The organism is Streptomyces sp. NRRL F-5123 (assembly GCF_000721495.1).
In the GTDB taxonomy this organism is placed as follows: domain Bacteria; phylum Actinomycetota; class Actinomycetes; order Streptomycetales; family Streptomycetaceae; genus Actinacidiphila.
Map to the genome: position 1 here is coordinate 49,103 of NZ_JOHY01000016.1, position 25,430 is coordinate 74,532.

The following is a 25,430-nucleotide window of genomic DNA, read 5'->3' on the forward strand; positions in this document are numbered from 1 at the left end:
CGGGAGCCGTGCCGCTCGGGCGGTGGCGGTGGCTCAGACGGTGACGCCGTGGGACCCGAGGTAGGCGACCGGGTCGATGTCGGAGCCGTAGTCCGGCGTGGTGCGCACCTCGAAGTGCAGGTGCGGGCCGGTGACGTTGCCGGTGGCGCCGGAGATGCCGATCTCCTGGCCCTCGGTGACGGTCTGGCCGACCGAGACCACCGGGCGCGTCAGGTGGCCGTACAGGGTGTACTTGCCGTCCGCGTGCTTGATGATCACGTCGTTGCCGTAGGCGCCGTCCGCGCCCGCGTGGACGACGGTGCCGGCGGCCACGGAGTGGACCGGGGTGCCGCTCCAGACCAGGAAGTCGACGCCGGTGTGGTGGCCGGAGGACCACATGCTGCCGCCGGTCTTGTAGCCGGTGCCGATGGCGGCGTCGCCGACCGGCCTGGTCCAGCCGGTGTCGGCCTTCTTGGCGGCGGCGGGAGCGGCCGCGGCGGCCTTCTTCACCGGGGCTGCCTTCTTGGCGGGGGCCTTCGCGGCGGGCGCGGCGGCCGGGGTGGTGTCCAGCGTGATGTGCAGGCCGGGGCGTATCAGCGACGGGTTGGCGCCGATGGCCTTCTTGTTGGCGTCGTAGAGCGCCTTCCAGCCGCCCTTGACGTGGTGCGTGGTGGCGATCTTGGCGAGCGTGTCGCCGCGGACCACGGTGTAGTCCTGCGCCTTGGCGGTCGCCGCGGCCGGGGCCTTGGCGGGCTCGGCGGCGGACGCGGACTGGGCGACGCCGACGAGCGGGAGCGCCACGGCGGCGGCGCCCGTGCCGGCGACGAGGCAGACGCGGGTGAGGCGGTTGAGCGAGCGGGGCTTGCGGTGCTGACCCTGTGCGGGCATGGGGGATTCCTCTCCTACGCCTGCGAGGTGAGCTGTCGGGTTCGGGCTGGAGATGCCCGGCCGCGGCCGCGGTGCGCGCGCTCCGGTCCGGTGCGCGGCGGTACGGCGGCACGGCTTCACCCCGAGCCGTCCGGGACTCGTCCCGGACGGCGGCCTACCTTGGGTCCCCCGCTCCTGCCCTTTGCAGCTCGGATGGTGCTGCGCCCGGGCGGCGGCAGGATTCGGCGTTCCGCCCGGCGGCTGTCGCGGACGTCCGGCCCGCGGTAACGGCGAAGCTAGACGACCCCGCGAGCGCCGGGCAAGCAAACCCGGCATGCCGCCCGATTCCACCCTTACCGGCGGTCACAGCGTGCCACCCGCACGATCCGGTACGTGCCCACGCCGCTCACCGTCCGCAGACCGGCACCGTACCCACCGCGACATTCGGCCCGCGACGCGAACAGCGGGTGCGCGGATGCGGAGCACACGGTAGTGGGCGGGTGACACCGGACACACGATTCGCCCGGCGTGACCCGCATCACCGTGAAATGTCCGATATACGGGCTTATTTCACGTTCATGCACTTTGTCGTCGATGAGGGGTCAGAACGTCCCCGGCGCCCCGCCGATCCGGGCGTCCAGCGTCCGGCTGAGCCGGTAGGCGACCGGCCGGAAGCCGACCGCGGGCCAGTGGCCCGCCGCCAGCGGCGAGGACGAGTGCCAGCGGGCCGACATGTAGCGGTGCCCGTTGTCGTAAGCCCAGGCCAGCGCGGTGGCCAGCAGCACCCGGCTGATGCCCTCACCGCGCGCGGACGGCTCCACGTACGCCTCGGCGAGCTCCACGCACGACTCGGGTATCACCGGGTCCGGACCGGCGGGGACGAGGACGACCATGGCGATCTCCTCGCCGCGCCGGGAGGCGATCCAGGCGCCGCAGCGCGGGTCGGCGAGCGCGTCGGTGTAGCGCAGCCGGAGCGCGGCGAGCGCGGCCTCGGGCTGCGGCTGGAAGACCGCGGTGCCGCGCTGCCGACGGGAGGACTCGGCGGCCATCCGCCCTATCTGCGGCAGGTCGCCGGGCCCGGCGCGCCGGATGCCCAGGCCCTCGACCCCGCGCGGCTGCCGGCCGCGGGCCTTGACCGCCATCAGCCCGTGCACCAGCTCGCGGCCGAAGCCCAGGTCGGCCCAGGGCGCGGTGGCCACCTCGCCGGCGGGCACCTGCACGTAGTGCACCAGCCGCCGGTCGGCGACCAGCCGCTCGGCGATGCGGGCGTAGAGCGAGCGCAGCACCTCCGTCTCCCGCCCGCCGGGCAGCGCGTGGCCGCCGTACGGGACGAGCGCGGAGCGCGGGTGGGTGCGCAGGCCCGCGGGGTCGTCGGCGGCGAGTGTGACGGGCTGGGCAGCGAGGTAGCCGATCATGTTTCCGTCGCCGTCGAGCGCGCGGCAGGCCTCCAGGCCGGGCACCGTGTGCAGCCGGCCGACCAGGTCCTCACCGCGCACGGGTCCGTCGGCCAGCCAGGACCGCTGCGAGGGCGGGCGCCGGGCGCGGGCGAACCAGCGGTCGTAACGCTGCACGGCCAGGGGTATGTGCTCGGGAGTCAGCGGCGCGGTGGCGACAGTCATGGTGGTCGAGGACGCTAGCGGGGCCCGGCCGCCGAGGGCAAGGCGGAGCCTGGTCACGACGCTCATCCGGACTGCCCGCCCGTCCACGCGGGGTGCCGCGGGTCGTCGGCGCGGACGGTGACGTCGGCGGTCTCCTCCGGCAGCACCTCGTCGGAGTAGCGCGCGTAGGCGGGCAGCGTCCAGCGCTCCGCCTCGTCCGTACGGCGGGCGAGCGCGGCGGGCGACAGCCGCAGGTGCACCGTCAGGTCCAGCGGCAGGCCCTGGCCGAGCAGCAGCGGCCCGTCCAGCACCAGGACGCCGCCGGGCGGCAGCTCGACGTATTCCGCGCGGGTGGCCCGGTCGGTGCCGGGGTCGCGCAGCGACGGCAGGGCGCGCCCGCTGCCGCCCGGGCCGAGCGGGTCGAGGACCTCGCGGCGCAGCGCACCGGTGTCCAGCCACAGCTGGTAGTACGCGTCGACGTCCTCGTGCCCGTACTCCAGCCGCAGCGACGCGGGCCGCCAGAAGTCCGCCGCGCGCACCCGCAGCGCCGGGTGGCCGAGCGGCGGCAGCGCGGCGGCCAGGTCGTCGGCGAGTTCCGCGGTGCCGGCGGCGGGCGCGCCGTCAACGGCGACCCTCCACCACGGCCCGGCGGGCGGATCCTGTCCGGCGATCTTCTCGGCGAGGGCCGCGGCGAGCCGGGGCCGGCTGATCGGCGTGAACTGCACGCGCTCATCCTGCCGGAGCCGCCCGCGGGGCGGACGAGAGGGCCCGCCGTCACCCGATCGGGCGGGACGGCCGCGGGGCTCTGCGAGCGCCGTGCGTGTGATCCCGCGGGGGTCAACCCACCCTGATGGTTGAAATTCTCTACAAATCACCCATATGCCGCCGAGCGGGATTCATGACTTTTTGTGACCCTGGAGGAACTCATGGTGACCGTCCCCCTCACCCAGGAGAAAGCCCATGATCCTGTCCATGTCCGGTGTCGTCCTGCTCGGCATCATCGTCTTCCTGTTCTTCCGCAAGGACGGTCTGAAGATGTCCCACGGCATCGTCAGCGCGCTCTTCGGCTTCTACCTCGCCAGCACCGCCATCGCCCCGAGCATCACGGCGGGCGGCGCGAGCCTGGCCAGCCTGCTGGGCGGGATCAAGATCTAGGCCGTCGGCACGACGCCACCCCCAGGACCCGGGAGCGCGCCCGCTCCCGGGTCGCTCGCGGTCCCTCCCCCCGCGCACCCCCAGCACATCCGAGCCACCCATGGAGCAAGCCGTGTCCAGGCGCCCCCTTCCCAGCATCCTGACCAGCCGTCCCGCGCTCGCCCGCGGCCGGGACCTGGCGCGCACCGCCGCGGACGGCGCCTCGGACGTCCTGCACCCGGTCATCACCATCGGCCGCGGTATGCGCCGCCAGGCGGCCTGGGCCGGCGGCTGGTGGGCCCGCACCCCCAAGGACCGCCGCGGCCCCGCGCTGCTGCTCGCCGCCGCCGGCGTCGTGGTCCTGGTGATGATGCCGTACGGGCCGCTGCTCGCCCTGGCCGCCGTGCTCGCCTCCGCCGCCTGGATGGGCCGCGACCGCGCCGCCCGCACCCCCGCGGGCCCCGGCGAGGCCGAGACCGCCCGGCTGCGCGCGCTGTACGACGCCCTGGTGCCGTACCTCTCCGACCCCGCCGACCCCGCGCCGCTCTACACGTACGACGGCGGCTGGGAGAAGGCCTTCGGCTCCTACGACTTCGAGGACGGCCGGCTCGTCCGGCTCGAACTGCGCTACCCCGCGTACTTCACGGACGGCGAGGCCGACGCCCGGGCCCGCGTCGAGCAGCTGCTGCACGCCAAGGCCGGGCGGGGCCGCGAATACCGCTTCGACTGGAACGAGGAGGACAACCGCCTCGTCCTCACCGCTCTGCCGCCGCTGGCCACCGACATCGCCGTGCAGCGCTTCGTCACCGCCCCCGGCGAGACGGTGCTCGGCTTCACCGACCCGGACGCGGTGGCCCGCACGCTGCCGGTCACCGGCGGCGACGGCGCGGAACCGCGCGACGCGCCCCCCGTGCTGTGGCGCACCGGCGCCCGCTCCACCGAGCCGCATCTGCTCGCCCTCGGCCAGCCCGGCACCGGCACCACCGGCCTGCTGCGTTGCATCGCCCTCCAGGCGCTGGCCGGCGGAGACGTCGTCGTCGTGGACGGCAGCGGCGCCGGCGAGTACGCGTTCCTGACCGGGCGGCCCGGCGTGCTCGCCGTCGAGGACGGCGTGCTCGGCGCCGCCGCCACGCTCGAATGGGCCGCGCACGAGACCGAGCGGCGGCTGGTCGCCGTCAACCGCGCCCGACAGGAGGGCCGCCCGGTCGACGACGACGCGCGCCGCCCGCTGTGGATCCTCGTCGACCGGCCCACCGCCCTCACCCAGCTCGCCCTCGCCGAGGGCCGCCCCGACCCGCAGCTGCTGCTCGACGTGCCCCTGCGGCACGGGCGCGCCGCGAACGTCGCGGTGGCCGTCGCCGACCAGCTCGACGCGACGGAGGGGCTCGCGCCCGTCGTCGTGGCCCACACCCGCGCCCGGGTCGTCCTCGGGCGGCTGGCACCCGAGCACGTCGAGGCGGTGCTGGGTGCGGCGCCGGGGAGCACGCCGGCGGCGGACGTCCCGCCCGGACGGGGGTACGCGCGGCTCGGCACCGGGCCCGTCCTCCGCCTCCAGGTCCCGGCGGCGCCCGACCCGTACGACGCGGAGTGCCGCGCCGCTCATCGCGAGGCCGTCCTCGCCCTCCTCCCGGGCGGCGCCCCCGCCCCCACCCCGGCCCCGGCCCCGGAGGCCGCGGCCCCGTCCCTCCGCAAGGACGTCATCCGCACGGTCGCGGACCTGACGTAGGCCGGTACGCCCCTGCCGGGGGGCGTGCGGCCGGCGCCGCCGGGCACGCGTTTCCGGCTGCGGCTGCGACGCCGGGCGAGCGTTTTCAGGGGCGCGTGGGGGTGCCTCCCAGGCGAAGCTCCGGGCGGGAAGCGCGGCCGGCCCCACCGGGGCGCGGGTCGTCACCGGCACGGAGGGGCGGTTGCTGTTGTTTTCGGACCACCGGCCGGTGGTGGGCTGGTCGCGCAGTCCCCGCGCCCCAAGAACGCTCGCCCCGCGCGGCAGCCGGGCTCAGGCCACGAACAGCCCCGTGGGGTCCGCGTCGGGGGCGCCCCCCGAGCGGACGACCGTGGCAGCGGCGGCGAGCCTGGCGGCAGCCTCCTGCGCCGTGGGGCCGCTCACCGTGAAGGGGATGCGGACGTAGGACTCGAACGCCCCGTCCACCCCGAAACGCGGCCCCGACGGGACCCGTACGCCGAGGCGTTCGCCGGCGACCGCGACCCGGGAACCGGACACGTCACCCGTGCGGACCCACATCGTCATGCCGCCGCGCGGGACGGTGAAGTCCCAGTCCGGCGTGTGCTCGCGCAGCGCCGCGGCGAGGTCGTCGCGGCATTCGCGGGCGCGCACCCGGCGGGTGGCGAGCGCCTGGTCCCAGCCGCCGCCGCGCAGCAGCCAGGCGACGGCGAGCTGGTCGACGACCGGCGAGCCGAGGTCGAGGTAGGCGCGCGCGGAGACCAGCTGGCGGACGACGTCGGGCGTGGAGCGGACCCAGCCGATGCGCAGACCCGCCCACACCGCCTTGCTCGCGGAGCCGACGGTCATGACGGTGCCGCCGCGGTCGAAGGCGGCCATCGGGCGCACGCCGGGTTCGTCGCCGTCGAGGGTCAGCTCGGCCATCGTCTCGTCGGCCACCACGACCGTCCCGGCGGCGCGGGCGGCCTCGACCAGCTCGCGCCGCTCGTCGTCGCCGACGAGCGTGCCGGTGGGGTTGTGGAAGTCGGGCATGACGTACGCCATCCGGGGGGCGGCGTCCCGCAGCACGCGGCGCCACGCGCCCATGTCCCAGCCGCCGAGCCCTTCGCGCAGGGCGACGGGGACGAGCCGGGCGCCGGTCTCGCGGAAGAGTTCCAGGACGTTGGCGTAGCTCGGCGACTCGACGGCGACGCGCTCGCCGTGCCCGGCGACGCGGCGGGCGGTGGCGCCGATCGCGCCCATCGCCCCGGTGGTGACCATGATCTGCTCGGGCATGGTCGGCACCCCGCGCGCGGTGTAGCGGTCGGCGATGGCCTCGCGCAGCACGGGCAGCCCGGCGGGGAAGTCGCCGTGGGTGGCGGCGTAGGCGGGCAGTTCGGCGAGGGCGCCCTCCATGGCCTGGGTGAGCCACGGCTCGGGGGCCGGGAGCGCCGCGCAGCCGAGGTCGATGACGGAGCCCGCGGCGTCCGGCGGGAGGGGTTCGAGGCCGCGGGTGGGCAGCACGTGCCCGTCGGGGATCGCGGTCCAGCTGCCGGCGCCGCGCCGCGAGCGCGCGAAGCCCTCGGCGCGCAGCGCCTCGTACGCGGCCGCGACCGTGGTCCGGCTCACCCCCAGCGCCAGGGCCAGCTCGCGTTCGGCCGGGAGCCGGGCGGCGACCTGGACGCGGCCCTCCAGGACGAGCAGCCGCACCCCGTCGGCGAGCCCGCGGTAGGCGGGCAGCCTGCGGCCGCCCGCAGCCGCCTGCGGTCCGGGCGACAGCAGCCTGGCCAGATGCGCGGCACTCACCGACGCGGTCCACTGCGACATGGAATTCAGTCCACCTTCCGCGAATTGGCCCTGGAGAAGCTCTGCTTACGAGCCACAGAGTGTCATGCGTATCCGTATGACCACCATCCGGGGGCTCCTTTGTCACCTGTACGCCTGTTTCCTCCGTCCCGGCTCGGGCGGCTCGTGGCGGGCCGCGGCCCGCTGCCCGTGGCCCGCCTCGTCATGCTGTACGCCGGGCTGCTGCTGTACGGCGCGACCGACGGGCTGATGATCCGCGCGGATCTGGGACTGGACCCCTGGGATGTCTTCCACCAGGGCCTGTCCCGGCACACCGGGATCGCCATCGGGAACGTCTCGATCGTCGTCGGCGCGGTGGTGCTGCTGCTGTGGTGGCCGATCCGGCAGCGGCCCGGCCTCGGCACGGTGTCCAACGTCTTCCTGGTCGGCGGCGCGATCGACGTGACGCTCGCGCTGGTGCCGCATGTCGAGGCACTGGGCGGGCGGATACCGCTGCTGGCGGCCGCCGTGGTGGGCAACGGGGCCGCGACGGGCCTGTACATCGCCGCCCGCTTCGGGCCCGGCCCGCGCGACGGCCTGATGACCGGGCTGCACCGCAGGACGGGCCGCTCGCTGCGGCTGATCAGGACCGCGATCGAGCTGACGGTGCTGGCGGTCGGCTTCGTCCTGGGCGGCGGCGTGGGCGTGGGCACGGTGCTCTACGCGCTGGCGATAGGACCGCTGGCGCAGTTCTTCCTGCGCGTTTTCGGCGGCCTGGAGCCGGGTACGGAACCCTCCGCCGCAGCGGCCGGGTCCGCCGCGCGGGAACGCGTGATGGCGGACACGATTTAGCCCAGGGGCGCGCGGACGGGTAGTGTACGCGGTTGGCCCTCCGGCTTGACCGTTACTGCACGCAAAAGATATGACAATGCCGGGTGACATCTTGTCCCGGATGTGACAAAACGGGCATCGGCGGGTACAAACAGGGGCGACACGACGGGCGACGCATCTCCCACTTCGGGAATCTTCACCGCCGACCGGACGTTGACCGGATGACGACGACAGCGACACCTGTCCTGTGGGCGACCAAGCCCGGGAGGCACGATTCATGAGTGAGCGAGCTCTCCGCGGCACGCGACTCGGGGCCACCAGCTACGAGACCGACCGCGGCATCGATCTGGCCCCGCGCCAGACCGTTGAGTACGCATGCCGGAACGGCCATCGATTCGAGATGCCGTTCTCGGTCGAGGCCGAGATTCCGCCGGAGTGGGAGTGCCGCGCCTGCGGCCAGACCGCGCTTCTGGTGGACGGCGAAGGCCCGGAAGAAAAGACCACCAAGCCCGCGCGCACGCACTGGGACATGCTCATGGAGCGGCGCACGCTCGAAGAGCTGGAGGAAGTGCTGGCCGAGCGGCTGGCCGTGCTGCGCTCCGGCGCCATGAACATCGCGGTGCACCCGCGAGACAACCGCAAGACCGCCTGACCCGACCCGATGCCCCGGGGGACCCCCGGGGTGCCCCGGACTCCCCGCCCGGCGCGGGACGCGACGCCGCGTCCCCCGGCCGGGCGGTCGTGTGTCCGCGTACGCGCGAGCCCGCGGGGATGCGCGTACGGTTCGCGATGTCCGCGTACGGGCGAGCCCGCGGGTGAGTCTGCTCACACTCCCTCACGCCCCCGGCCCCGCGCCGGGGGCGTCCGGCTCAGCGGTCGTGGTGGTCGATGACCTCGCCCTGGATGACCTTGCCGTCCGGGCGGCGCATCCGGGCCTGATCGCCGGCCTGCTGCGCCTGCTGGAAAAGGTCGCTGATCGAGCCGGCCCCGGCGTCCGGGTGGCGCCGCAGCGAGCGGCGGGCCAGCCGTTCGGCGAGCGCCCCGGCGAGCTTGCGGGTCGGCGGGAAGAGCAGCAGCAGGCCCACGGCGTCGGAGAGGAAGCCGGGGATCATCAGCAGCAGCCCGCCGAGCATGTGCAGGCCCGTGCGCCCGCCGCTGCCGGTCGGCGGCACCGGCGCCCCCTCACCCGGCCCGCCCCCGGGCACCTGCACGGTGGCCGTCAGATTCCGCCAGGCGCTGCGCCCGGCGCGCTTGACGGCCGCGGCGCCCAGTACGAGGCCCGCGACGAGGCACAGCAGCACGACGAGGCCGCTGGTGGCAGACGCCACCACCGTCATGAGCCAGATCTCCAGCACGGCCCAGGCCGCCACCACCAGGGGCACCACGGTGCGGGCGCGTGAGCGCCGCCGCGGCTGCCGCGGCTGCTGCTGCCCGGGCTGCGGTCGGACGGGGCGCGAGGAACTCGTCGTCATAGCTCAAGTGTGCCAAAGAGCAGGTAAAGCCCGGGTCGGTCCCCCGCCCGCGATGGACGGCGTGGCCGCCGCGCCGCCACGATGTGCGGCGTGACGAACACCCCGCCCGGCGCGCAGCCCGAGCCGCAGCCGGCGCCCGCCCCCGTACCGCCGCCGGACCGGGCCGCCGCGGGCCCCTCCCCCGAGGAGGGGCCCGCGGCGGACGGGCCCGCGGCGCCGCGTCCGCCGGCCTGGCGGAGAGCCACCCGCGGGGAGCCGCGGTGGGCCTCCACGTCGACGGTGCTGGCCGTGGTGGGGATCCAGTTCGCGCTGCCCGCGCGGCTCATGGTGCACCCGCGGTGGCTGATGCCGGTCGTGGAGCTGGCGCTGCTGGTCGCGCTGATCGCCGGCAACCCGCACCGCATCGAGCGCGCCTCGCGGACGTACCGCGCGCTGGAACTGGCCCTCACGCTCGCGATCGGCGGCGCGAACGCCTACGGGGCCGTGCGGCTCGTCGCGGGCCTCGTACGGGGCACCGAGGGCGCCTCCGCGGGCCCGCTGCTGCTGACCGGCGGGGCGATCTGGCTGATCAACATCGTGATCTTCGGGCTGCTGTACTGGGAGCTGGACCGCGGCGGCCCCGCCGCCCGTGCCCAGGGCGAGCGGGACGTGCCCGACTTCCTCTTCGTCCAGATGCAGATGCCGGAGATGGCGCCGGCGCACTGGGAGCCGGCCTTCTTCGACTACCTCTACCTGTCGTACACCAACTCCACCGCCTTCAGCCCGACCGACGTCATGCCGCTGACGCGGTGGGCGAAGGCGCTGATGCTGGCGCAGTCCGCGGTGTCGCTGCTGACCGTGGTGCTGGTGGTCGCGCGGGCGGTGAACATCCTCCGCTAGCGATCCCCGGCGATCCGCCGAAGGCGGCGCCAGGCCGTGTCCGACACGCCCTAGTGCGACTCCCGCTCGGCAGGGCTCTCGGCGGTCTCGGCCGCCGCGGGCGCCGCCTGCTCGGGCACGGAGACCGCGCCCGCGCCCTCCGCGGGCCGCTCGGCGGGGGCGGCCGGAGCGCCGGGGTCGGCCTTGCGGCCGGTGAGCTGCCCGGCGCGCGAGCTGACGCCCCACGCGGTGACCCGCAGGAACGCTTCGGCGACGATGTTGCGGCTCATCTTGCTGTCGCCGCGCTCCCGCTCGACGAAGGTGATCGGCACCTCGATGACGTGGAAGCCCGCCTTGACCGCGCGCCAGGCCAGGTCGACCTGGAAGCAGTACCCGGCGGAGGCCACGTCGTCCATGCCCAGGCCCAACAGCGTCTCCTTGCGGAAGGCGCGGTAGCCGCCCGTCACGTCCCGCAGCGTCACCCCGAGCATCAGCCGGGAGTACGTGCTACCGCCGCGGGAGATGAACTCGCGGCTCTTGGGCCAGTTCACGACCCGGCCGCCGGGGATCCAGCGCGAGCCGAGCACCAGGTCGGCGCTCTTCAGCGCGGTGAGCAGCCGCGGCAGCTCCTCGGGCTGGTGGGAGCCGTCGGCGTCCATCTCGACCAGGACGTCGAACCCGTGGTCGATGCCCCACCGGAAGCCCGCGAGGTAGGCGGCGCCCAGGCCCTCCTTGCCCTTGCGGTGCATGACGTGCACCGCGGGGTCGGCGGCGGACAGCTCGTCGGCGAGCTTGCCGGTGCCGTCGGGGCTGTTGTCGTCGGCGACGAGGATCTCGGCCTCCGGCACCGCGGCCCGCACCCGCCGCACGATGGGCACGACGTTCTCGGCCTCGTTGTAGGTCGGGATGATGACCAGGACCTTGCCCAGCGGGCCGAAGGTCCGCTGCTCGCCGTCGTTCACTGCTGCTCTTGCCCTTTCGCCGTGCGGGTGCGCTCGCGCCTGCCGAGCGCGACGGCAGCCGCACAGGACAGGAGCCCCACCATAGCGAGAGTCCACTCGGGTGCCGCACCGACGCGATCGGCGAGGGTCTTGCCGTCGCGCAGCGGGATGTCGGCGTTGAGCACTGTCTGCGTGAATTCCTTGCTGCGCTGCTCGATCTTGCCATCAGGAGCGACGATCGCGCTGATCCCGCTGGTCGCGGCGGTGACGACGGCCCTGCCGTGCTCGATCGCGCGCAGCCTGGACATCGCGAGCTGCTGCTCGGGCTGCCCGGTCTCGCCGTAGGTGGCGTTGTTGGTCTGGACGACGACGGCCCGGGCGCCGGCGTTCACGGTGTCGCGCACGATGCCGTCGTAGGCGACCTCGAAGCAGATCACGTCGCCGAGCCGGGCCGGGCCGATCTGCAGCACCCCGGTGGTCCTGCCGGGGTAGAAGTCGCGCGGGATCTCGTCGAGCCGGCTGATGACCTTGGTCAGCTCCTCGCGGAAGGGCACGTACTCCCCGAACGGCACCGGGTGCTGCTTGGTGTAGTGCGCGCCCGGCCCCTTCACCGGGTCCCAGACGATGCCCTCGTTCTGCACGTGGTCCGCGTCGGGGCCGTCGACCAGCACCCCGACCAGGACGGGGACGCCGACCGCCTGCACCGCCTCGGTGATCTTGTCGTACGCGGCCGGGTGGCTGAACGGGTCGAGGTCGGAGGAGTTCTCCGGCCACAGCACCAGGTCCGGTTTGGGCACCTTGCCCGCCTTGATGTCGGCGGCGAGCGCGAGGGTGGCCTTGACGTGGTTGTCCAGGATCATCATCGGGCGGCCCAGGAAGTGCATGCCCGGCTGCTGCACGTTGCCCTGCACGACGGCGATGCGCACATGGTCGGTGGCGTCCGTCGGCACGGGCACCAGCAGCCCGGCGAGGAGCACCGCCGCGGACAGCACGAGCGCGCCGGCCGCGGACAGCGCGGTACGGGCGCTGCGCGGCTCCGGACGCAGCCGGACCAGCGCGAGCGCCGTGGCAGCCAGCAGCGTGCCGCTCAGGGCCACCGCGAAGGACACCAGCGGCGCGCCGCCGAGCGCGGCCAGCGGGGTGAAGGGCGATCCGGTGTTGGCGAACGCGAGCCGCCCCCACGGGAAGCCGCCGAAGGGCAGCCGGTCGCGGGCCAGCTCCTCGGTCACCCACAGGCACGCGGCCCACACCGGCCAGCCCGGCAGCCGCACGGCCGGCACCATGAACGCGCCCAGCGCGGCGAGGAAGCACGCCTCGATGGCCGCGAGCCCGACCACGGCGTCCCAGCCGACGGTGTGCAGCCACTGGAGCAGCCAGATGAAGAACGGCAGCCCGAAGGCGAAGCCCAGCCAGGCCCCCTGACGTACCGTCCGGCCGCGCATCAGCAGCGCGAAGGCGGCGACGGCGGCGAGCGACAGCGGCCACACGTCGTACGGCGGGAAGGCGGCGGCCAGCGCGAGCCCCGCGGCCGCGGCGACCGCGCTGCTGCGCCACATCCGCCGGACCAGTGCGGCGAACCGCCGCCGCCGGTTGGCGCGGGGCGCGGGGGCGTCGGGCCGGGGCCCGGCGTCATCGGCCGGGGGCGCGCCGCCGGCGGCCGTATCAGCCGGATCCGCGGCGGGTACGGGCCGCTCCGCGGCGGCAGCAGGCGGCCGGCCGTCGGCTGCCGGGCTGTGCGGGGGCTCGGCTGCGGAGGACGGCGCCGGGGCGTCGTCGCGTTCCGGCGCGCCGGGTCCAGCCGGGGGCGCCGCGCTCGCGGCTTCGGGGCGCAGGCGCACGATCGCGGCCTTCCTGCAGGTGGAGACGTGGTGGAGGCGACCGTACCCCGGGATGGCGCCCGGGCGGGCCGCAGGTGGGCAAAGCTTCCCACCTCAACCTGTCAGGTCCAAAGCCCCGCTGCTGCGGAACGGGCCCGGACACCCTTCGGGCCGACCCGGGGCGCGCTGGCTGCGCGTCCGCCGAGGCCGTTGTCTACTGGGCGTCCGGGCCCTTCCCGGGTCCCACCTGCCGATCGGGCGGTGCTCACCCTCCGTACCCTCACGGGCGGAGAGGCCCACTGGCGAGCCGCGTTCGGCGTCGGGCGCGCTGGACCTGGCTGCCAGTGGCGGCGTGCACGTGCGGCGCGACGCCCCACGGCCCAGCGGCGTTCGACGCCCTCGCGAGTACCCCCGGTCCGGCGTCCTGTGGTGGACTTCGCCGAACCTACTCGCCCTCGGCGGGCAACTGTCAACAGCCCTGTGACCTGCGCGGTTTCGCCAAATCAGCAGGTCAGTGCGGACCGGCCGGGGGCCGTGCGACACGCCGCCGACCGGCCAGGGCACACCGTTCGGCCCCATCCGGACGGCGCCGCGCTCACCCGTTCGGCCGCTCGTGGACCGTACGGCCGCCGACGACCGTGCGCAGCGCGGCCGGCAGCTCGCGGCCCGGGGTCAGGTCCGGCAGCCCGGGCACACCCGAGCGCGGGTCGGTGGACCAGTTGGCGACGCGCTCGTCGGGCGCCTGGACGACCAGGTCACCGACGCCCCAGACGGCGTAGTCTGCGGGCGCGCCGGGCACCAGCACGCCCGCGTCGTCCCGGCCCGCCGCGCGCCATCCGCCGCGGGTGTGGGCGGTGAAGGCGGCGCGTGCGGAGATGCGGTGCGCGGGGGTGCGGTGGAAGGCCGCGGCCCGCACCGCGCCCCACGGGTCCAGCGGGGTGACCGGGCTGTCCGAGCCGAGGGCGAGCGGCACGCCCGCGCGGCTGAGCGCGGCGAGCGGGTTGAGGGCCGCGGCGCGCTCGGCGCCGAGGCGCTGCGCGTACATGCCGTCAGGACCGCCCCAGGTGGCGTCGAAGGCGGGCTGCACGGACGCGACGAGGCCGAACTCGGCGAAGGCGGCGATCGCGTCCGGGGAGAGCAGCTCGGCGTGCTCCACACGGTGCCGCAGCGCCCGCACCCTGTCGAGGCCCGCGTCCGCGGCCGCGGCCCGCACGCCCGCCACGACGGCGTCCACGGCGGCGTCGCCGATCGCGTGGAAGCCGGCCTGTACCCCGGCCCGCGTGCAGAGCAGCAGGTGCCGGGCGACGGTCCCGGCGTCCAGGTACGCCACGCCCGTGCTGCCCGGCGCGTCGGCGTAGGGGGTGTGCAGGTGGGCGGTGTGCGAGCCGAGGGAGCCGTCCACGAACAGGTCGCCCGCGGCGCCGGCCGCGCCGAGGTCGCGCAGCCGCTCCAGGTCCGCGGGGCCGGTCACCGGCTCGGCCCAGTAGCCGAGCACCCGCGGCACCCCGCCCTGCGCGGCGAGCGCGAGCAGGGCCGTCAGGTCGTCCTGCGAGGAGATCTCCGGGCCCGCGCACTCGTGCAGGGCGCCGATACCCTGCGCCGCCGCGTGCCGCAGCGCCGCCCGCTGGGCCGCGTCGCGCTGCGCGGGCGTCACGGCGGCGTACGCGGCCCGGCGTACGGCGTGGTGCGCGTCGCGCGTCAGCGGCGCCTGCGGGTCGTGGCCCGCGCGGCCGGCGAGGTCGGGCACGAGGGCGGCGAGCGCGCTCGTGACGGCCGCGGAGTGCACGTCCGTGCGGGACAGGTACAGCGGGCGGCCGCCCGTCGCCGCGTCCAGCTCCGCGCGGGTGGGGGGCCGGCGCTCGGGCCATGCCGTCTCGTCCCAGCCGTGCCCGAGCAGCACCCGGTCCGCCGGGTGCGCGCCGGCGTGCGCGGCGACCCGCTCCAGGGCCTCCCGCAGGCTCCCGCTGCCCGTGAGGTCCAGCCCGGTCAGGGCCAGGCCGGTGGAGGTGACGTGCACGTGCGCGTCGGTGAAGGCGGGGGTGACGAGTGCGCCGTCGAGCTGGACGACCTCGTCCACGCCGTCGGCGAAGGAGTCCGCGGCGGATTCGCCGCCGACCCAGGCGACGGTGTCCCCCTCGACGACCATCGCGGTCGCGAAGGGGTCCGCGGGGCTGTAGACGAAGCCGCCGCGCAGCATGAGGGTGCGCATGCCGCTGGGCTGGGACTGGGTGGTGGAACCGGGGCGCATCCCCCCAGTCTCCCCCGTCCACCCCGCTGCCCGGGCCGCGGGGTGCGCCCCGCGGAGCTACATACGGGGAGGGCGGGACTCGTACGGAGTGGAGAGCACGACCGTCGTGCGGGTCGAGACACCCGCGAGGGTGCGGACACGGGCCAGCAGATGCTCCAGCTCGCTCGGTGTGCCCACCCGCACCTTGAGTATGTAGTTCTCGTCACCCGCCACGGAGTGGCACGCCTCGATCTCCGCGACGTCGGCGAGGCGTTCGGGGATGTCGTCCGGCGCGCTGTGGTCGAACGGCTTGACGGAGATGAAGGCGGTGAGCGGCAGCCCGACGGCCTCCGCGTCGACGATCGCGGCGTACCCGCGGATCACGCCGCGCTGCTCCAGCCGCCGGACCCGCTGGTGGACCGCCGACGTGGACAGACCGGTCGCCTTGCCGAGGTCGGTGTAGCTCATGCGCCCGTCGGCCATGAGCAGTTCCACGATCTGCCGGTCCAGCTCTTCCACAGCCGACGACCTTACCGTTCCGCCGGGGATTTCGGTCATCCGCGGAGCATACGGTCGAGGAAGGCGTTGGAGAAGGTGCCCGCGGGGTCGGTCGCGGCGACGAGCGCGGCGAAGTCGTCCATCCGCGGGTAGCGGGCGCGGACCTCGGCGGGGCCGGTGGTGAAGAGCTTGCCCCAGTGCGGCCGGGCCGAGTAGGGGGCGAGCGCGGCCTCCAGCGGGCCGAGCACCCGCAGGACGGCGGCGGCGTCCTTGACCCAGGTGAAGTGCAGGCCCACGGTGTCGCGACCGTACGCGGGGCTGAGCCACAGCCGGTCGGCCGCGATCGTGCGGATCTCGCAGATCTGCAGCACGGGCGCGATGGTGTCGCGCATCGCGTCGAGCGCGCCGAGCGCGGCGGTCGCCCGGGAGCGCGGCACGAGGTACTCGGACTGGATCTCCTCGCCGTTGCTGGGCGTGAAGCCGGGCCGGAAGTGCGGCAGCCGCTCGTGCCAGGGCCCCGGCACGTCGAACTGCTCGGTGCAGTGCACCGGGTCGACGCCGGGCACCGGGTGCAGCTTGGTCCCGGCGGGCTCGGCCCAGGGGAAGTCGGCGGCGGGGGCGTCGGCGAGCTGCTTGAGCCAGACCTGGGTGAAGCGGGAGCCGCGCCAGTCGGTGAAGAGGCTGACGCTGTACGCGGCCGAGGTGATCGCGTCGAAGTGCTCGACGGCGTCGGCGAGGTCGAGGCCGGTGCGGACCTGCTGGCGTACGGCGAAGTCGGGCCGCAGGTCGAGGGTGAGGTGGGTGACCACGCCGAGCGCGCCGAGCGCGACCACGGCGCCGTCGAAGGTGTCGGGGTCGGCGGCGCGGCTCATGGTGTGGATGGCGCCGTCGGACGTGACGAGGTCGAGCCCGGAGACCGCGGTGGCGAGCGAGCCGTTGCCGTCGCCGGAGCCGTGGGTGCCGGTGGCGACCGAGCCGGCGACGGAGATGTGCGGCAGCGAGGCCATGTTGGGCAGCGCCCAGCCGTGGGCGTGCAGGTGCGCGGCGAGGTCGGCGTAGCGCACGCCGGCGGCGACCCGCACGGTGCGGGCGGCGGTGTCGATGTCGATCTCGGGCGGCAGCGCCGAGGTGTCGATGAGGGTGCCGTCGGTGTCGGCGATGTCGCTGAAGGAGTGGCCGCTGCCGAGCGCCTTGGCCCGGCGGCTGCCGGCGACGGCGGACCGCAGCTCCGCCACGGTGGCCGGGCGTCGTACTTCGGCCGCCGAGAAGGTCAGGTTCCCCGCCCAGTTGGTTCGCATCACGTCACGCTTCCGATCCCGCGGGACCCGTCCTGGCCTCGCCTGTTGGCACTGTATCCGGACGGTTGGCAAGGCGCCGCGCGGGGGCTCACGGGGGTGCGCGGGCGCACAGCGGGGGCGCATGAACCGGCCAACCCCGCGAATGTGACGAAGCACACACCGGGTGGACCGGTCCGTCCGCTATGACGCGGTTACCCGCGTAGCGCGGCGGGAAGTGCTCGCTATGGCCAGAGGCGTGACGCCCGGCCGACCCGTTGGAGGGGTACTCACCCGAGGGGGGATACGCACCATGCGTCAACATGTGCGCCGAAGTCGCAGCGACCGGACCGCTCCCGCGTTCGAGGAGGGCCACGAACGCGGCCTGACCACGGCCGCCGGCCTGCCGGACGCCGATGCGTCCGATGACCTGATGGACATCTTCGCGGCCGAGTCGGAAGCCGGCGCCGAGGACGTCCTCGACGAGGACACCGCCTACGTCGTCCGGCTGTCCTGCCCCGGCTGCGGGCGGCCCATCTCCGTCCTCGCGGACGAGGACCGCCTTCCGCAGCACGCGCTGTGCCCGACACCGTGGAATCCCTTCGGCCTGACGGTCTGCGACGGCTCCGGCCGCGCGGTCGCCGAGGCCGGCCCCGTGGCCGGCGACGGCACCGGGGACAGCCGGCCGGACCTGGCCGTGCTGCTCACCCTGCCCGCCGGTCTGGACTGGCGCACCCAGCCCTTCTCGCACGTCGGCGGCCCCGAGACCCGCCCCGTCCACCTGCCCGCCCAGGGGCTGGCGGCCTAGGACCGCCCGGCTGCCAGGCCGGCGCCTTCCGACGCCGGCCCCGCCGCTCCCTGTCTCCCGTTCCGGCCGCGCGGCTCAGCGGCGGGATTCCGGTCCTGCCAGGTGGCGGGCGACGACCATCCGCTGGATCTGGTTGGTGCCCTCCAGGATCTGCAGCACCTTCGCCTCCCGCAGGTAGCGCTCCAGCGGGAAGTCGGCGGTGTAGCCGTATCCGCCGAGCAGCTGGACGGCGTCGGTGGTGACCCGCATCGCGGTGTCGGTGCAGAAGAGCTTGGCCATCGCGGCCTGCGCGGAGAAGGGCTCTCCGGCGTCCCGCAGCCGCGCGGCGGCCAGGTAGAGCGCGCGGCCGGCCTCGATGCCGGTCGCCATGTCGGCGAGCATGAAGCGCAGGCCCTGGAAGTCGGCGACCGGCCGGTCGAACTGCCGCCGTTCCAGGACGTAGCCGAGCGCGGCGTCCAGCGCGGCCTGCGCGAGCCCGACGGCGCACGCGGCGATGCCGAGCCGCCCGGAGTCCAGGGCGGCGAGCGCGACGGCGAAGCCCTGGCCGGGCTCGCCGAGGCGGCGGGCGTCCGGGACGCGCACCCCGTCGAGGTGCAGCTGCGCGGTCGGCGAACCCTTCAGGCCCATCTTCCGCTCGGGCGGGGCCGCGGCCAGGCCCGGCGCGTCGCCGGGGACGAGGTACGCCGAGATGCCGTGCGCGCCCTCGCCGCCGCTGCGGGCCAGCACGGTGTAGAAGTCGGCGACGCCGCCGTGCGTGATCCAGGCCTTGGTGCCGTCGAGGACCCAGTCGTCGCCGTCCCGGACCGCCCGGGTGCGCAGGGCCGCGGCGTCGGAGCCGGAGGTGGGCTCGGACAGGCAGTAGGCGCCCAGCAGGCCGCCGCCGAGCATCGCCGGCAGGTGCTCGGCGCGCTGGTCCTTGGTGCCGTAGTGGGCGAGGGCGTGGCAGGACAGGGTGTGGACGCTGACGCCCATACCGACCGTGAGCCGCGCGGCCGCGAGCTCCTCCAGGACCTGGAGGTAGACCTCGTAGGGCTGGCCCCCGCCGCCGTACTCCTCCGGGTAGGGCAGACCGAGCAGTCCGGCTTCGCCGATCAGGGTGAAGACCTCGCGCGGGAAGCGGCCCGCCTCCTCCTCCGCCGCGGCGGCGGGGGCGATCTCACGCTGGGCCATTTCCCGGGTGAGCGCGAGCAGGTCGCGCGCCTCCTCGGTGGGCAGTTGGCGGGACACCGGCTGCGGACCGTGTTTCTGCATGGCGGCGCGCTCCTCCCTGTCGGGGGCTACGTGGCGGGCCGCCGTGGGTGGGCGGTTCCGTCCGATGGGCATACCCGGCTGTCGCCCTCCCGTACCGGATCACGGCACGGACTGATCAACGAGACCGGCGCGTCGGAGTATGCCGGATGGGGCGGCGCACGTCACCGGTGTGCCGCGCGGGAGGGCGGGAACGGCCGAAGATCAGCGGTTTTCCGGAACGGCGGGGCCGTGCCGGGCGCGCCGTCGTACGCTCGGCGCATGGAGAGGCTGGAAGCCGGCGACCCGCGGTCGATCGGCGGTTATCCCTTGTTCGCGCGGCTCGGGGCGGGCGGGATGGGGCAGGTGTTCCTGGCGCGGACCCCGGCGGGCAGGGCGCTCGCGCTCAAGACCGTGCGGCCGGAGTTCGCGCTCGATTCCGGCTTCGGCGCCCGTTTCGCCCAGGAGATCCGCAACGCCGACCGGGTGCGCTCGCCGTGGACGGTCGCGGTGGTCGACTTCAGCCCGCCCGGCAGCGGCCCGCAGTGGCTGGCGACCGAGTACGTACCGGCGCCGTCGCTCGCCGACCGAGTCGCCGCCCACGGCCCGCTGCCCGCGACGGGCGTGGTCGCGCTGGCCGCCGAGCTGTGCGGGGCGCTGCGGACCGTCCACGAGGCGGGCCTCGCCCACCGCGACGTCAAGCCGTCCAACGTGCTGCTGGCCGGGCGGCGGCCGCTGCTGATCGACTTCGGGATCGCCCGGGCCGCGGACGACACCCGGCACACCAGCACCGGCGGGATGATCGGCTCCCCCGGCTACATGGCGCCCGAGCAGGCCACGGCGGGCTCGGCCGCCGAGCCCGGCGACCTGTTCGCGCTGGCATCGGTGCTGGTGTACGCGGCCACCGGCCACGGGCCCTTCCAGCACCCCGGAGAGGAGGTCTCCGCCCCGGCGCTGCTCTACCGGGTGGTGCACGAGGACGCGGACCTGGGCGGGGTGCCCGCCGAGCTGCTGCCGATGGTCCGCGCGTGCCTGGCCAAGAGCCCGGCGGACCGCCCCGACGCCCGGGGAGCAGCCGAACTGCTCCCCGGCGGCGGTGCCACCGGCGACTGGCCCGCGGCCGTGCCGGAGCTGGCGGCGGACCTGGCGGCCAGGGAGGCGCAGACCCGGGCGGCGCTGGGCGCGGCGCCCGCCGCGGACCTCGGCCCCTCGCCGTACGGCCCGGCCACCACGGCCTACCCGCCCCGCCCGGCCCCGCACACCCCGCCGCACCCGCAGCCGGTGGCGCATCCGCCGGTGGCGGGCCCGCAGCTGACGGGCCCGCAGCTGACGGGTCCGCAGCATCCCTACGGCAGCTTCCCCTCCTCCCCCGTCGTGCCCGCGCGGCGGCGTCTTTCCGGCCCCGTGCTCGCGGCGGCCGGCGGTGTGGTCGCGGTGGCGGCGGTCCTGGCCGTGGTGCTGAGCCAGTACGCGGGCGGCTCCGGATCGGGCGGCGACGGCGGCTCCGGCGGCGACACGGGCGGCAAGGGCGCGGGCACCTCGTCGTCCGGGCCGTCCACGCCGGTCGCCGCGGCGAACGAGCTGCCCACGGCCTGGGTCGGCACCTGGTACGGCGAGGGTCCGGGGAGCTACTCGCAGGGCAGCAGCACCGTCAAGGTCACGCTCACCCTGCGGGGCGGCAAGCGGGGCAGCACCGTGGGCCGGCAGGTCAGCAACATCCCTGTGCCGGACTCCGGCGTGGACAACGGCTGCACCGAGGACCTCCGGCTCACCGGGGTGCAGGGCGACATGATCACCTTCCAGGCGGTCACCAGCGTGCCCACCGACCCGGATTCGGACCTGCACTGCGCCGACGGCCGCGTCTACACCCTCTCCATGACCGACGCCACGCATCTGCAGCTGGCGCCCGGCTCGACGGCCCCCGGATCGCCGACGACCCTGCGGAAGAAGGATTGAGCCGGCTGCCGGTCAGGTGCCGGTGAGCCGCAGGCCCGCCCACAGCGCGGCGGTCGCGGCGACCAGCGTGGGCGGCACGGTGAGTGCCCCCAGCCGGGTGAAGGTGCCGAGCTTCGCGTCGGCGCCGTGGGTGTGCAGGACGCGGCGCCACAGCAGGGTCGCCAGCGACCCTGCGTAGCTGAGGTTGGGGCCGAGGTTGACGCCGATGAGCACGGCGAGGACCTGCCCCGTGCCGCCGGACTGGGCGAGCGGCAGCAGCGCGAGAGTGGCCGGCAGGTTGTTGATCAGGTTGGCCAGCACGGCGGCGCAGGCGGCCACCCCGAGCAGCGCGGGCAGGCTGTCGCCGTTCGGGAGCACCGCGTCGGCCGCGTCGGACAGGCCGTTGCGCACCACCGCCTCGACGACGACGCCGAGCGCGAGCACGAACAGGCAGAACAGCGGCCCGGCCGCCTTGACCAGACCGGGCACGGTGGCCCGCCGGCGGTGCAGGGCGCGCACCCCCAGCACCAGCGCGCCGGCCAGCGCGGCCCAGGCGGGGTTGATCCCGGCGAGCGAGGTGAGGGCGAAGCCGGCCAGCGTCAGGCCGAGCACCACGAGGGTGAAGACGGGCACGGCGGGCGGCTCGCCCCGCTCCGGCGGGTGCTCGACGACGGCCAGGTCGGCGGCGAAGAAGCGGCGGAAGACGACGTACTCGATGCCGATGGCCAGCAGCCAGGGCACCGCCATGAGGAGTGCGAAGCGGGTGAAGGTGATGCCCGCGGCGGTGAAGGCCAGCAGGTTGGTCAGGTTGGACACCGGCAGCAGCAGCGAGGCGGAGTTGGCCAGGTGCGCGCACGCGTAGACGTGCGGGCGGGCGCGGGCCCCGGCGCGCGCGGCCGTCGCGATGACGACCGGGGTGAGCAGCACGACCGTGGCGTCAAGGCTGAGCACCGCGGTCACCACCGCGGCGACGGCGAAGACCCCGGCGAGCAGCCGCTGCGGGCGCCCGTGGCAGGCCTGCGAGATGGCGTCGCCCGCGGCGGTGAAGAGCCCGTCGTCGGCGCACAGCTCGGCGAGCACGAGCACCGCGGCGAGGAAGCCGACGACGGGCGCCAGCTCGCGGATCTGGTGCCAGGCGGCCGACGGCGGCACCGCCCCGACGGCGGTCAGCAGCGCGGCGGCGGGCACCGCGACGGCGGCCTCCGGCCAGCGGTGCGGGCGCAGCACGGCGAAGCCCAGGACGAGCAGCAGCGCGGCCACGGACAGCGTCTCTGCGGCTGCGGTGCTCAGTGGAACTCCCCGGTCCGGATGACGGCGTACCAGGGGATTTCATCACAGCGGCGGGCGCTGCCCGATCAGCGCCGTCGGTGGTGCGGGCAGGTGTGTCAGCCGGTGTCGGCGAGGGTGAGCTTGTGCAGCCGGTCGGCGGGTCCCGCCTTGCCGTAGTACCAGCCCTGCGCGGTGTCGCAGCCGAGCGCGCGCAGGTGGTCGGCCTGGACGCGGGTCTCGACCCCCTCGACGGTGACGGTGAGGTCGAGGGCGTGGGCGAGGCTGACGATGCACTCGACGATCTTGCATTCCGTCGGGTCGGCGGGCCTGCGCCGCATCCCCAGGGTGAAGGCGCGGTCGAGCTTCAGCACGCTGACCGGGAGCCAGCGCAGCGAGGCGAGGTTGGAGTAGCCCGTGCCGAAGTCGTCCAGCGCTATGGCGACCCCGAGGTCGGCGATCCGCCGCAGCGGTTCGAGGGCGTCCTTGTCGGCGCCGATCAGGGCGCTCTCGGTGACTTCGAGGCACAGCGCGCTCGGCTCCAGGCCGCTCTCGTCGAGGACCGCGGCGACGTCGGCGACGAGGCCGCGGTGACCGAGCTGCACGGGCGAGAGGTTGACGTTGATCCGCGGCGGCGGCCCGGGGCAGTGTGTGTCCTGCCGCCACTCCTGGGCCTGCCGGACGGCCTGCTCCAGCACCCAGCGGCCGAGCGGCACGATCTGCCCGGTGCTCTCGGCGAGCGGGATGAACTGGTCGGGGCCGAGGACCCCGTGCACCGGATGGCTCCACCGCACGAGCGCCTCGGCGCCGAGCACGGTGTTGTCCTCCAGGGCGATGAGCGGCTGGTACTCCACGAAGAACTCGTGGTGCCGCAGCGCGCTGGGCAGCTGGTTGGTCAGGCCGTGCCGGGTGATGGCGCGGGCGTCGGCGTCCGCGTCGGCGACCTCGTAGCGGTTGCCGCCGCGCTCCTTCGCGCGGTACATCGTGATGTCGGCGCTGCGCAGGATGTCGGCCGGGCCGCGTCCGCCGACCGGGCCGTGCACGATGCCGACGCTGCCGTGCACCGGGAGCTGGCGGTCGTCCAGCAGCACCGGGGTGGACAGCGCGCCCAGGATGCGCGCGGCCAGGTCGGTGACGGCGCGCCGGTCGGGCGGGTCGGCGTAGAGCGCCACGAACTCGTCGCCGCCGATACGGGCGACGAGCTGGTCCGGCGAGGTGACGCACTCCCGCAGCCGGTCGGCGACGGCGAGCAGCAGCCGGTCGCCGACGGCGTGGCCGAGGCTGTCGTTGACGGCCTTGAAGCCGTCGAGGTCCAGGTAGCACACTCCGATGTCACGGCCGCCGCGGGCCTCGGCGCCGGCGGGCTCTTCGAGGGCCTGGTCGAGGCGTTCGAAGAACAGCGCCCGGTTGGGCAGACCGGTGAGCGCGTCGTGGGTGGCCTGGTGGCGCAGCCGGTCCAGCAGCCGGCGGCGCTCGGTCACGTCGTCGAGCAGCGCGAGCTGGTAGCGCGGCTGCCCGGCGCCGTCGCGCAGCAGCGACACCTGGACGTCGGCCCACAGCACCGAGCCGTCGGCGCGCGGGTAGGCCTTCTCGATCTGGTAGTGGTCGCGCTCGCCGCGCACCAACTCGCGGTTGACGCTCTCGGTGTCGCCGGAGTTCTCCGGGTGCCCGCAGTGCTCCGGGTGCTCCGGGTGCAGCCAGTCGCCGGTCCTGCGCTGCCGGATGAAGGTCTCGCTGCCGAACATCCGGACCAGCGCCGCGTTGAGCTCCAGGATGGTGCCGTCGAGGTCGGCGATGCCGATGCCGACGGCGGCGGTCTCGAAGACGGCCCGGAAGCGGGCCTCGCTCGCGGCGAGCGCGCTCTCCGCCTCGCTCTTGGCGTTGAGGGCGGCGCGCGAGATGGACTCCTGCTCGCGCAGGGTGCGTTCGCGCAGCGCGTGGGCGAAGCCGACGGCCACGGCGTGCTGGAGCCGCGAGCAGCGCGCCCGGCATTCGTCGGCGGGCAGTCCGAGTTCGGCGCCGGGCCCGCAGTAGAGGACCAGGTAGGCGTCGATGACGCCGAGGATGCTGGGCAGCGCCTCGGGGTCGGTGCAGTGCGCGGCGACCAGGCCGGTGCCGACCGACACCGCCGCGCGCGGCTCGAAGCGCTCGGCGTGCAGGGCGTCGCGCAGCACGGCGGCCAGCGGCCGGAGATGCGCCTCGAACTCCGCCTTGGTCATCGAGGTGGCCGTCACCGGGTAGATGGCCCTGCTCCAGATCGCCGCGAACCGCGCCAGGCTGTCGTCGTCCACCGCCGTCGCCGGGCCCGGTCCGTACCCGGCGAGGACCGGTCGCAGCGTCACGCCTTCAGCCCCACACCGGCCAACCCGGCCAGCACGGCGGGGTCGATGTCGTCCCCCGGCGGGGCGTCGGGGCGCCAGTACGGGAGGGTGACGACGCCGGGCTCCAGCAGCTCGAACCCGGTGAAGAAGCGTTCCACCTCGTCCGGCGAGCGCAGGATCAGCGGGGTCCTGGTGCGCCGGTAGACCTTCACGGCCTCGTCCTGGTCCTCGTTCAGCTCGGTCTGCTGGGTGCCGTGGGTGACGACCAGCACGCTGCCGGGCGCGAGCGCGTCGCGCAGGGTGGCGACCACGCCGTACGCGTCGTCCTCCTCCTCGGACAGGAAGTGCAGCACCGCGACGAGCAGCAGCGCGACCGGCCGGTCGAGGTCCAGCAGCCGCCGGACCTCGGGGTGGTCCAGGACGCCGCGCGGGTCGCGCAGGTCGGCGGCGGCGATCGCGGCGTGCTTGTTGCCGTCGAGCACCGCCTTGCTGTGCTCGACGGCGACCGGGTCGTTGTCGACGTAGACGACGTTCGCCTCGGGGTTCAGGGCGTGCACGACCTCGTGGACGTTGCCGAAGGTCGGGATGCCCGAGCCGATGTCGAGGAACTGCGTGATGCCCCGGCCGACCGCGTAGCGCACCGCGCGGCGCATCATCGCCCGGTTGGCCTGCCCGAGCCTGGGGATGCCCGGCATGGCCTCGATGGCCTTCCTGGCCGCTTCCCGGTCCACCTCGAAGTTGTGCGACCCGCCGAGGAAGTAGTCGTACACCCGCGACACGCTGGGCACGTTGATGTCGATGCCGGGGGGTGCCCAGGAGGGTCGCTCAGTCACGGTGGGAGTCTCCAGGTCGAGGGGCCGGGTGGACGCGTCCGGAGCAACTGCCGCGGACGGGAGGCCGCTTGTCCCTGTGAGGCTACTGATCGTGTGTTC

21 protein-coding genes are annotated in these 25,430 nt (G+C 75.1%); 7 read left to right on the forward strand and 14 right to left on the reverse strand.

Annotated elements, in window-relative coordinates:
* Positions 1–33: 33 nt before the first annotated feature.
* The 3 genes from IH54_RS0116890 to IH54_RS0116900 all read right to left on the reverse strand — a co-directional run bounded on the left by IH54_RS0116890 (position 34) and on the right by IH54_RS0116900 (position 3,169).
* The gene (locus IH54_RS0116890) at positions 34–867 is read right to left on the reverse strand and encodes a M23 family metallopeptidase (protein ID WP_031517560.1); all 834 of its coding nucleotides are present in this window, start codon (positions 865–867) and stop codon (positions 34–36) included.
* A 581-nt stretch (positions 868–1,448) separates the two neighbouring features.
* The gene (locus IH54_RS0116895; protein ID WP_031517561.1) at positions 1,449–2,465 is read right to left on the reverse strand and encodes a GNAT family N-acetyltransferase; all 1,017 of its coding nucleotides are present in this window, start codon (positions 2,463–2,465) and stop codon (positions 1,449–1,451) included.
* Between the two features lie 62 nt (positions 2,466–2,527).
* A complete protein-coding gene (locus IH54_RS0116900; protein WP_031517562.1) occupies positions 2,528–3,169 on the reverse strand; it encodes a uridine kinase in 642 nt (213 codons plus the stop codon).
* A gap of 235 nt (positions 3,170–3,404) precedes the next feature.
* Here IH54_RS0116900 and IH54_RS0116905 point away from each other — a divergent pair, with 235 nt between their 5' ends.
* Positions 3,405–3,599, forward strand: coding sequence for a hypothetical protein (locus tag IH54_RS0116905; RefSeq protein WP_031517563.1), 195 nt, complete (start codon positions 3,405–3,407; stop codon positions 3,597–3,599).
* 112 nt (positions 3,600–3,711) lie between these two features.
* Positions 3,712–5,304, forward strand: a complete 1,593-nt coding sequence (locus IH54_RS0116910; protein ID WP_052397541.1) for a hypothetical protein — start codon at positions 3,712–3,714, stop codon at positions 5,302–5,304.
* Positions 5,305–5,574: 270 nt separating this feature from the next.
* Here the strand turns inward: IH54_RS0116910 and IH54_RS0116915 are convergent, their stop codons facing one another.
* Positions 5,575–7,065, reverse strand: coding sequence for a PLP-dependent aminotransferase family protein (locus IH54_RS0116915; protein WP_031517565.1), 1,491 nt, complete (start codon positions 7,063–7,065; stop codon positions 5,575–5,577).
* A 183-nt stretch (positions 7,066–7,248) separates the two neighbouring features.
* On the opposite strand from IH54_RS0116915, the gene IH54_RS0116920 reads away from it, so the two are divergent.
* Both IH54_RS0116920 and IH54_RS0116925 read left to right on the forward strand, forming a co-directional pair.
* Positions 7,249–7,875 (forward strand): YczE/YyaS/YitT family protein, encoded by a 627-nt coding sequence (locus IH54_RS0116920; RefSeq protein ID WP_052397549.1) that lies wholly within the window; start codon positions 7,249–7,251, stop codon positions 7,873–7,875.
* Positions 7,876–8,131: 256 nt separating this feature from the next.
* Positions 8,132–8,506, forward strand: a complete 375-nt coding sequence (locus IH54_RS0116925; protein WP_031517570.1) for an RNA polymerase-binding protein RbpA — start codon at positions 8,132–8,134, stop codon at positions 8,504–8,506.
* 217 nt (positions 8,507–8,723) lie between these two features.
* Here the strand turns inward: IH54_RS0116925 and fxsA are convergent, their stop codons facing one another.
* Positions 8,724–9,326, reverse strand: coding sequence for an FxsA family membrane protein (gene fxsA, locus IH54_RS0116930; RefSeq protein ID WP_078862278.1), 603 nt, complete (start codon positions 9,324–9,326; stop codon positions 8,724–8,726).
* Positions 9,327–9,416: 90 nt separating this feature from the next.
* On the opposite strand from fxsA, the gene IH54_RS0116935 reads away from it, so the two are divergent.
* Positions 9,417–10,205, forward strand: a complete 789-nt coding sequence (locus IH54_RS0116935; RefSeq protein WP_234343566.1) for a DUF1345 domain-containing protein — start codon at positions 9,417–9,419, stop codon at positions 10,203–10,205.
* Between the two features lie 50 nt (positions 10,206–10,255).
* On the opposite strand, the gene IH54_RS0116940 is transcribed toward IH54_RS0116935, so the two are convergent.
* From IH54_RS0116940 to IH54_RS0116960, 5 genes are all read right to left on the reverse strand, one after another.
* Positions 10,256–11,146 (reverse strand): polyprenol monophosphomannose synthase, encoded by an 891-nt coding sequence (locus tag IH54_RS0116940; protein WP_052397542.1) that lies wholly within the window; start codon positions 11,144–11,146, stop codon positions 10,256–10,258.
* Complete coding sequence (gene lnt, locus IH54_RS0116945; RefSeq protein ID WP_043181244.1) at positions 11,143–12,963, reverse strand: apolipoprotein N-acyltransferase; 1,821 nt, start codon at positions 12,961–12,963, stop codon at positions 11,143–11,145. Before lnt ends, IH54_RS0116940 begins: the two co-directional genes overlap by 4 nt.
* Positions 12,964–13,537: 574 nt before the next feature.
* Positions 13,538–15,190 (reverse strand): amidohydrolase, encoded by a 1,653-nt coding sequence (locus IH54_RS0116950; RefSeq protein ID WP_031517580.1) that lies wholly within the window; start codon positions 15,188–15,190, stop codon positions 13,538–13,540.
* A 57-nt stretch (positions 15,191–15,247) separates the two neighbouring features.
* Positions 15,248–15,688, reverse strand: a complete 441-nt coding sequence (locus IH54_RS0116955) for an Lrp/AsnC family transcriptional regulator (protein WP_031517581.1) — start codon at positions 15,686–15,688, stop codon at positions 15,248–15,250.
* Positions 15,689–15,723: 35 nt separating this feature from the next.
* A complete protein-coding gene (locus IH54_RS0116960; RefSeq protein WP_031517582.1) occupies positions 15,724–16,965 on the reverse strand; it encodes an FAD-binding protein in 1,242 nt (413 codons plus the stop codon).
* A 289-nt stretch (positions 16,966–17,254) separates the two neighbouring features.
* On the opposite strand from IH54_RS0116960, the gene IH54_RS0116965 reads away from it, so the two are divergent.
* Positions 17,255–17,749, forward strand: a complete 495-nt coding sequence (locus IH54_RS0116965) for a hypothetical protein (RefSeq protein ID WP_078862280.1) — start codon at positions 17,255–17,257, stop codon at positions 17,747–17,749.
* Positions 17,750–17,824: 75 nt separating this feature from the next.
* Here IH54_RS0116965 and IH54_RS0116970 read toward each other — a convergent pair whose 3' ends face one another.
* On the reverse strand, positions 17,825–19,000 hold the full coding sequence (locus IH54_RS0116970) for an acyl-CoA dehydrogenase family protein (protein ID WP_031517586.1): 1,176 nt from the start codon (positions 18,998–19,000) through the stop codon (positions 17,825–17,827).
* 258 nt (positions 19,001–19,258) lie between these two features.
* On the opposite strand from IH54_RS0116970, the gene IH54_RS47720 reads away from it, so the two are divergent.
* Positions 19,259–20,932, forward strand: coding sequence for a serine/threonine-protein kinase (locus tag IH54_RS47720; protein ID WP_052397543.1), 1,674 nt, complete (start codon positions 19,259–19,261; stop codon positions 20,930–20,932).
* A 12-nt stretch (positions 20,933–20,944) separates the two neighbouring features.
* On the opposite strand, the gene IH54_RS0116980 is transcribed toward IH54_RS47720, so the two are convergent.
* The 3 genes from IH54_RS0116980 to IH54_RS0116990 all read right to left on the reverse strand — a co-directional run bounded on the left by IH54_RS0116980 (position 20,945) and on the right by IH54_RS0116990 (position 25,331).
* Positions 20,945–22,201, reverse strand: coding sequence for an SLC13 family permease (locus tag IH54_RS0116980; RefSeq protein ID WP_031517589.1), 1,257 nt, complete (start codon positions 22,199–22,201; stop codon positions 20,945–20,947).
* Positions 22,202–22,296: 95 nt separating this feature from the next.
* Positions 22,297–24,513, reverse strand: a complete 2,217-nt coding sequence (locus IH54_RS0116985; RefSeq protein WP_031517592.1) for a putative bifunctional diguanylate cyclase/phosphodiesterase — start codon at positions 24,511–24,513, stop codon at positions 22,297–22,299.
* Between the two features lie 2 nt (positions 24,514–24,515).
* Positions 24,516–25,331: an SAM-dependent methyltransferase gene (locus IH54_RS0116990; RefSeq protein ID WP_031517594.1), complete on the reverse strand. Its 816-nt coding sequence runs from the start codon at positions 25,329–25,331 to the stop codon at positions 24,516–24,518.
* Between the last annotated feature and the right edge of the window lie 99 nt (positions 25,332–25,430).

Excerpts from the sequence above, each read along its gene's own strand:
- IH54_RS0116915 (WP_031517565.1), bottom strand. The coding sequence starts at position 7,065 with ATGTCGCAGTGGACCGCGTCGGTGAGTGCCGCGCATCTGGCCAGGCTG.
- IH54_RS0116920 (WP_052397549.1), top strand. The coding sequence starts at position 7,249 with ATGCTGTACGCCGGGCTGCTGCTGTACGGCGCGACCGACGGGCTGATG.
- IH54_RS0116890 (WP_031517560.1), bottom strand. The coding sequence starts at position 867 with ATGCCCGCACAGGGTCAGCACCGCAAGCCCCGCTCGCTCAACCGCCTC.
- IH54_RS0116895 (WP_031517561.1), bottom strand. The coding sequence starts at position 2,465 with ATGACTGTCGCCACCGCGCCGCTGACTCCCGAGCACATACCCCTGGCC.
- IH54_RS47720 (WP_052397543.1), top strand. The coding sequence starts at position 19,259 with ATGGAGAGGCTGGAAGCCGGCGACCCGCGGTCGATCGGCGGTTATCCC.
- IH54_RS0116970 (WP_031517586.1), bottom strand. The coding sequence starts at position 19,000 with ATGCAGAAACACGGTCCGCAGCCGGTGTCCCGCCAACTGCCCACCGAG.
- IH54_RS0116950 (WP_031517580.1), bottom strand. The coding sequence starts at position 15,190 with ATGCGCCCCGGTTCCACCACCCAGTCCCAGCCCAGCGGCATGCGCACC.
- IH54_RS0116925 (WP_031517570.1), top strand. The coding sequence starts at position 8,132 with ATGAGTGAGCGAGCTCTCCGCGGCACGCGACTCGGGGCCACCAGCTAC.
- IH54_RS0116905 (WP_031517563.1), top strand. The coding sequence starts at position 3,405 with ATGATCCTGTCCATGTCCGGTGTCGTCCTGCTCGGCATCATCGTCTTC.
- fxsA (WP_078862278.1), bottom strand. The coding sequence starts at position 9,326 with ATGACGACGAGTTCCTCGCGCCCCGTCCGACCGCAGCCCGGGCAGCAG.
- IH54_RS0116960 (WP_031517582.1), bottom strand. The coding sequence starts at position 16,965 with ATGCGAACCAACTGGGCGGGGAACCTGACCTTCTCGGCGGCCGAAGTA.
- IH54_RS0116965 (WP_078862280.1), top strand. The coding sequence starts at position 17,255 with ATGCGTCAACATGTGCGCCGAAGTCGCAGCGACCGGACCGCTCCCGCG.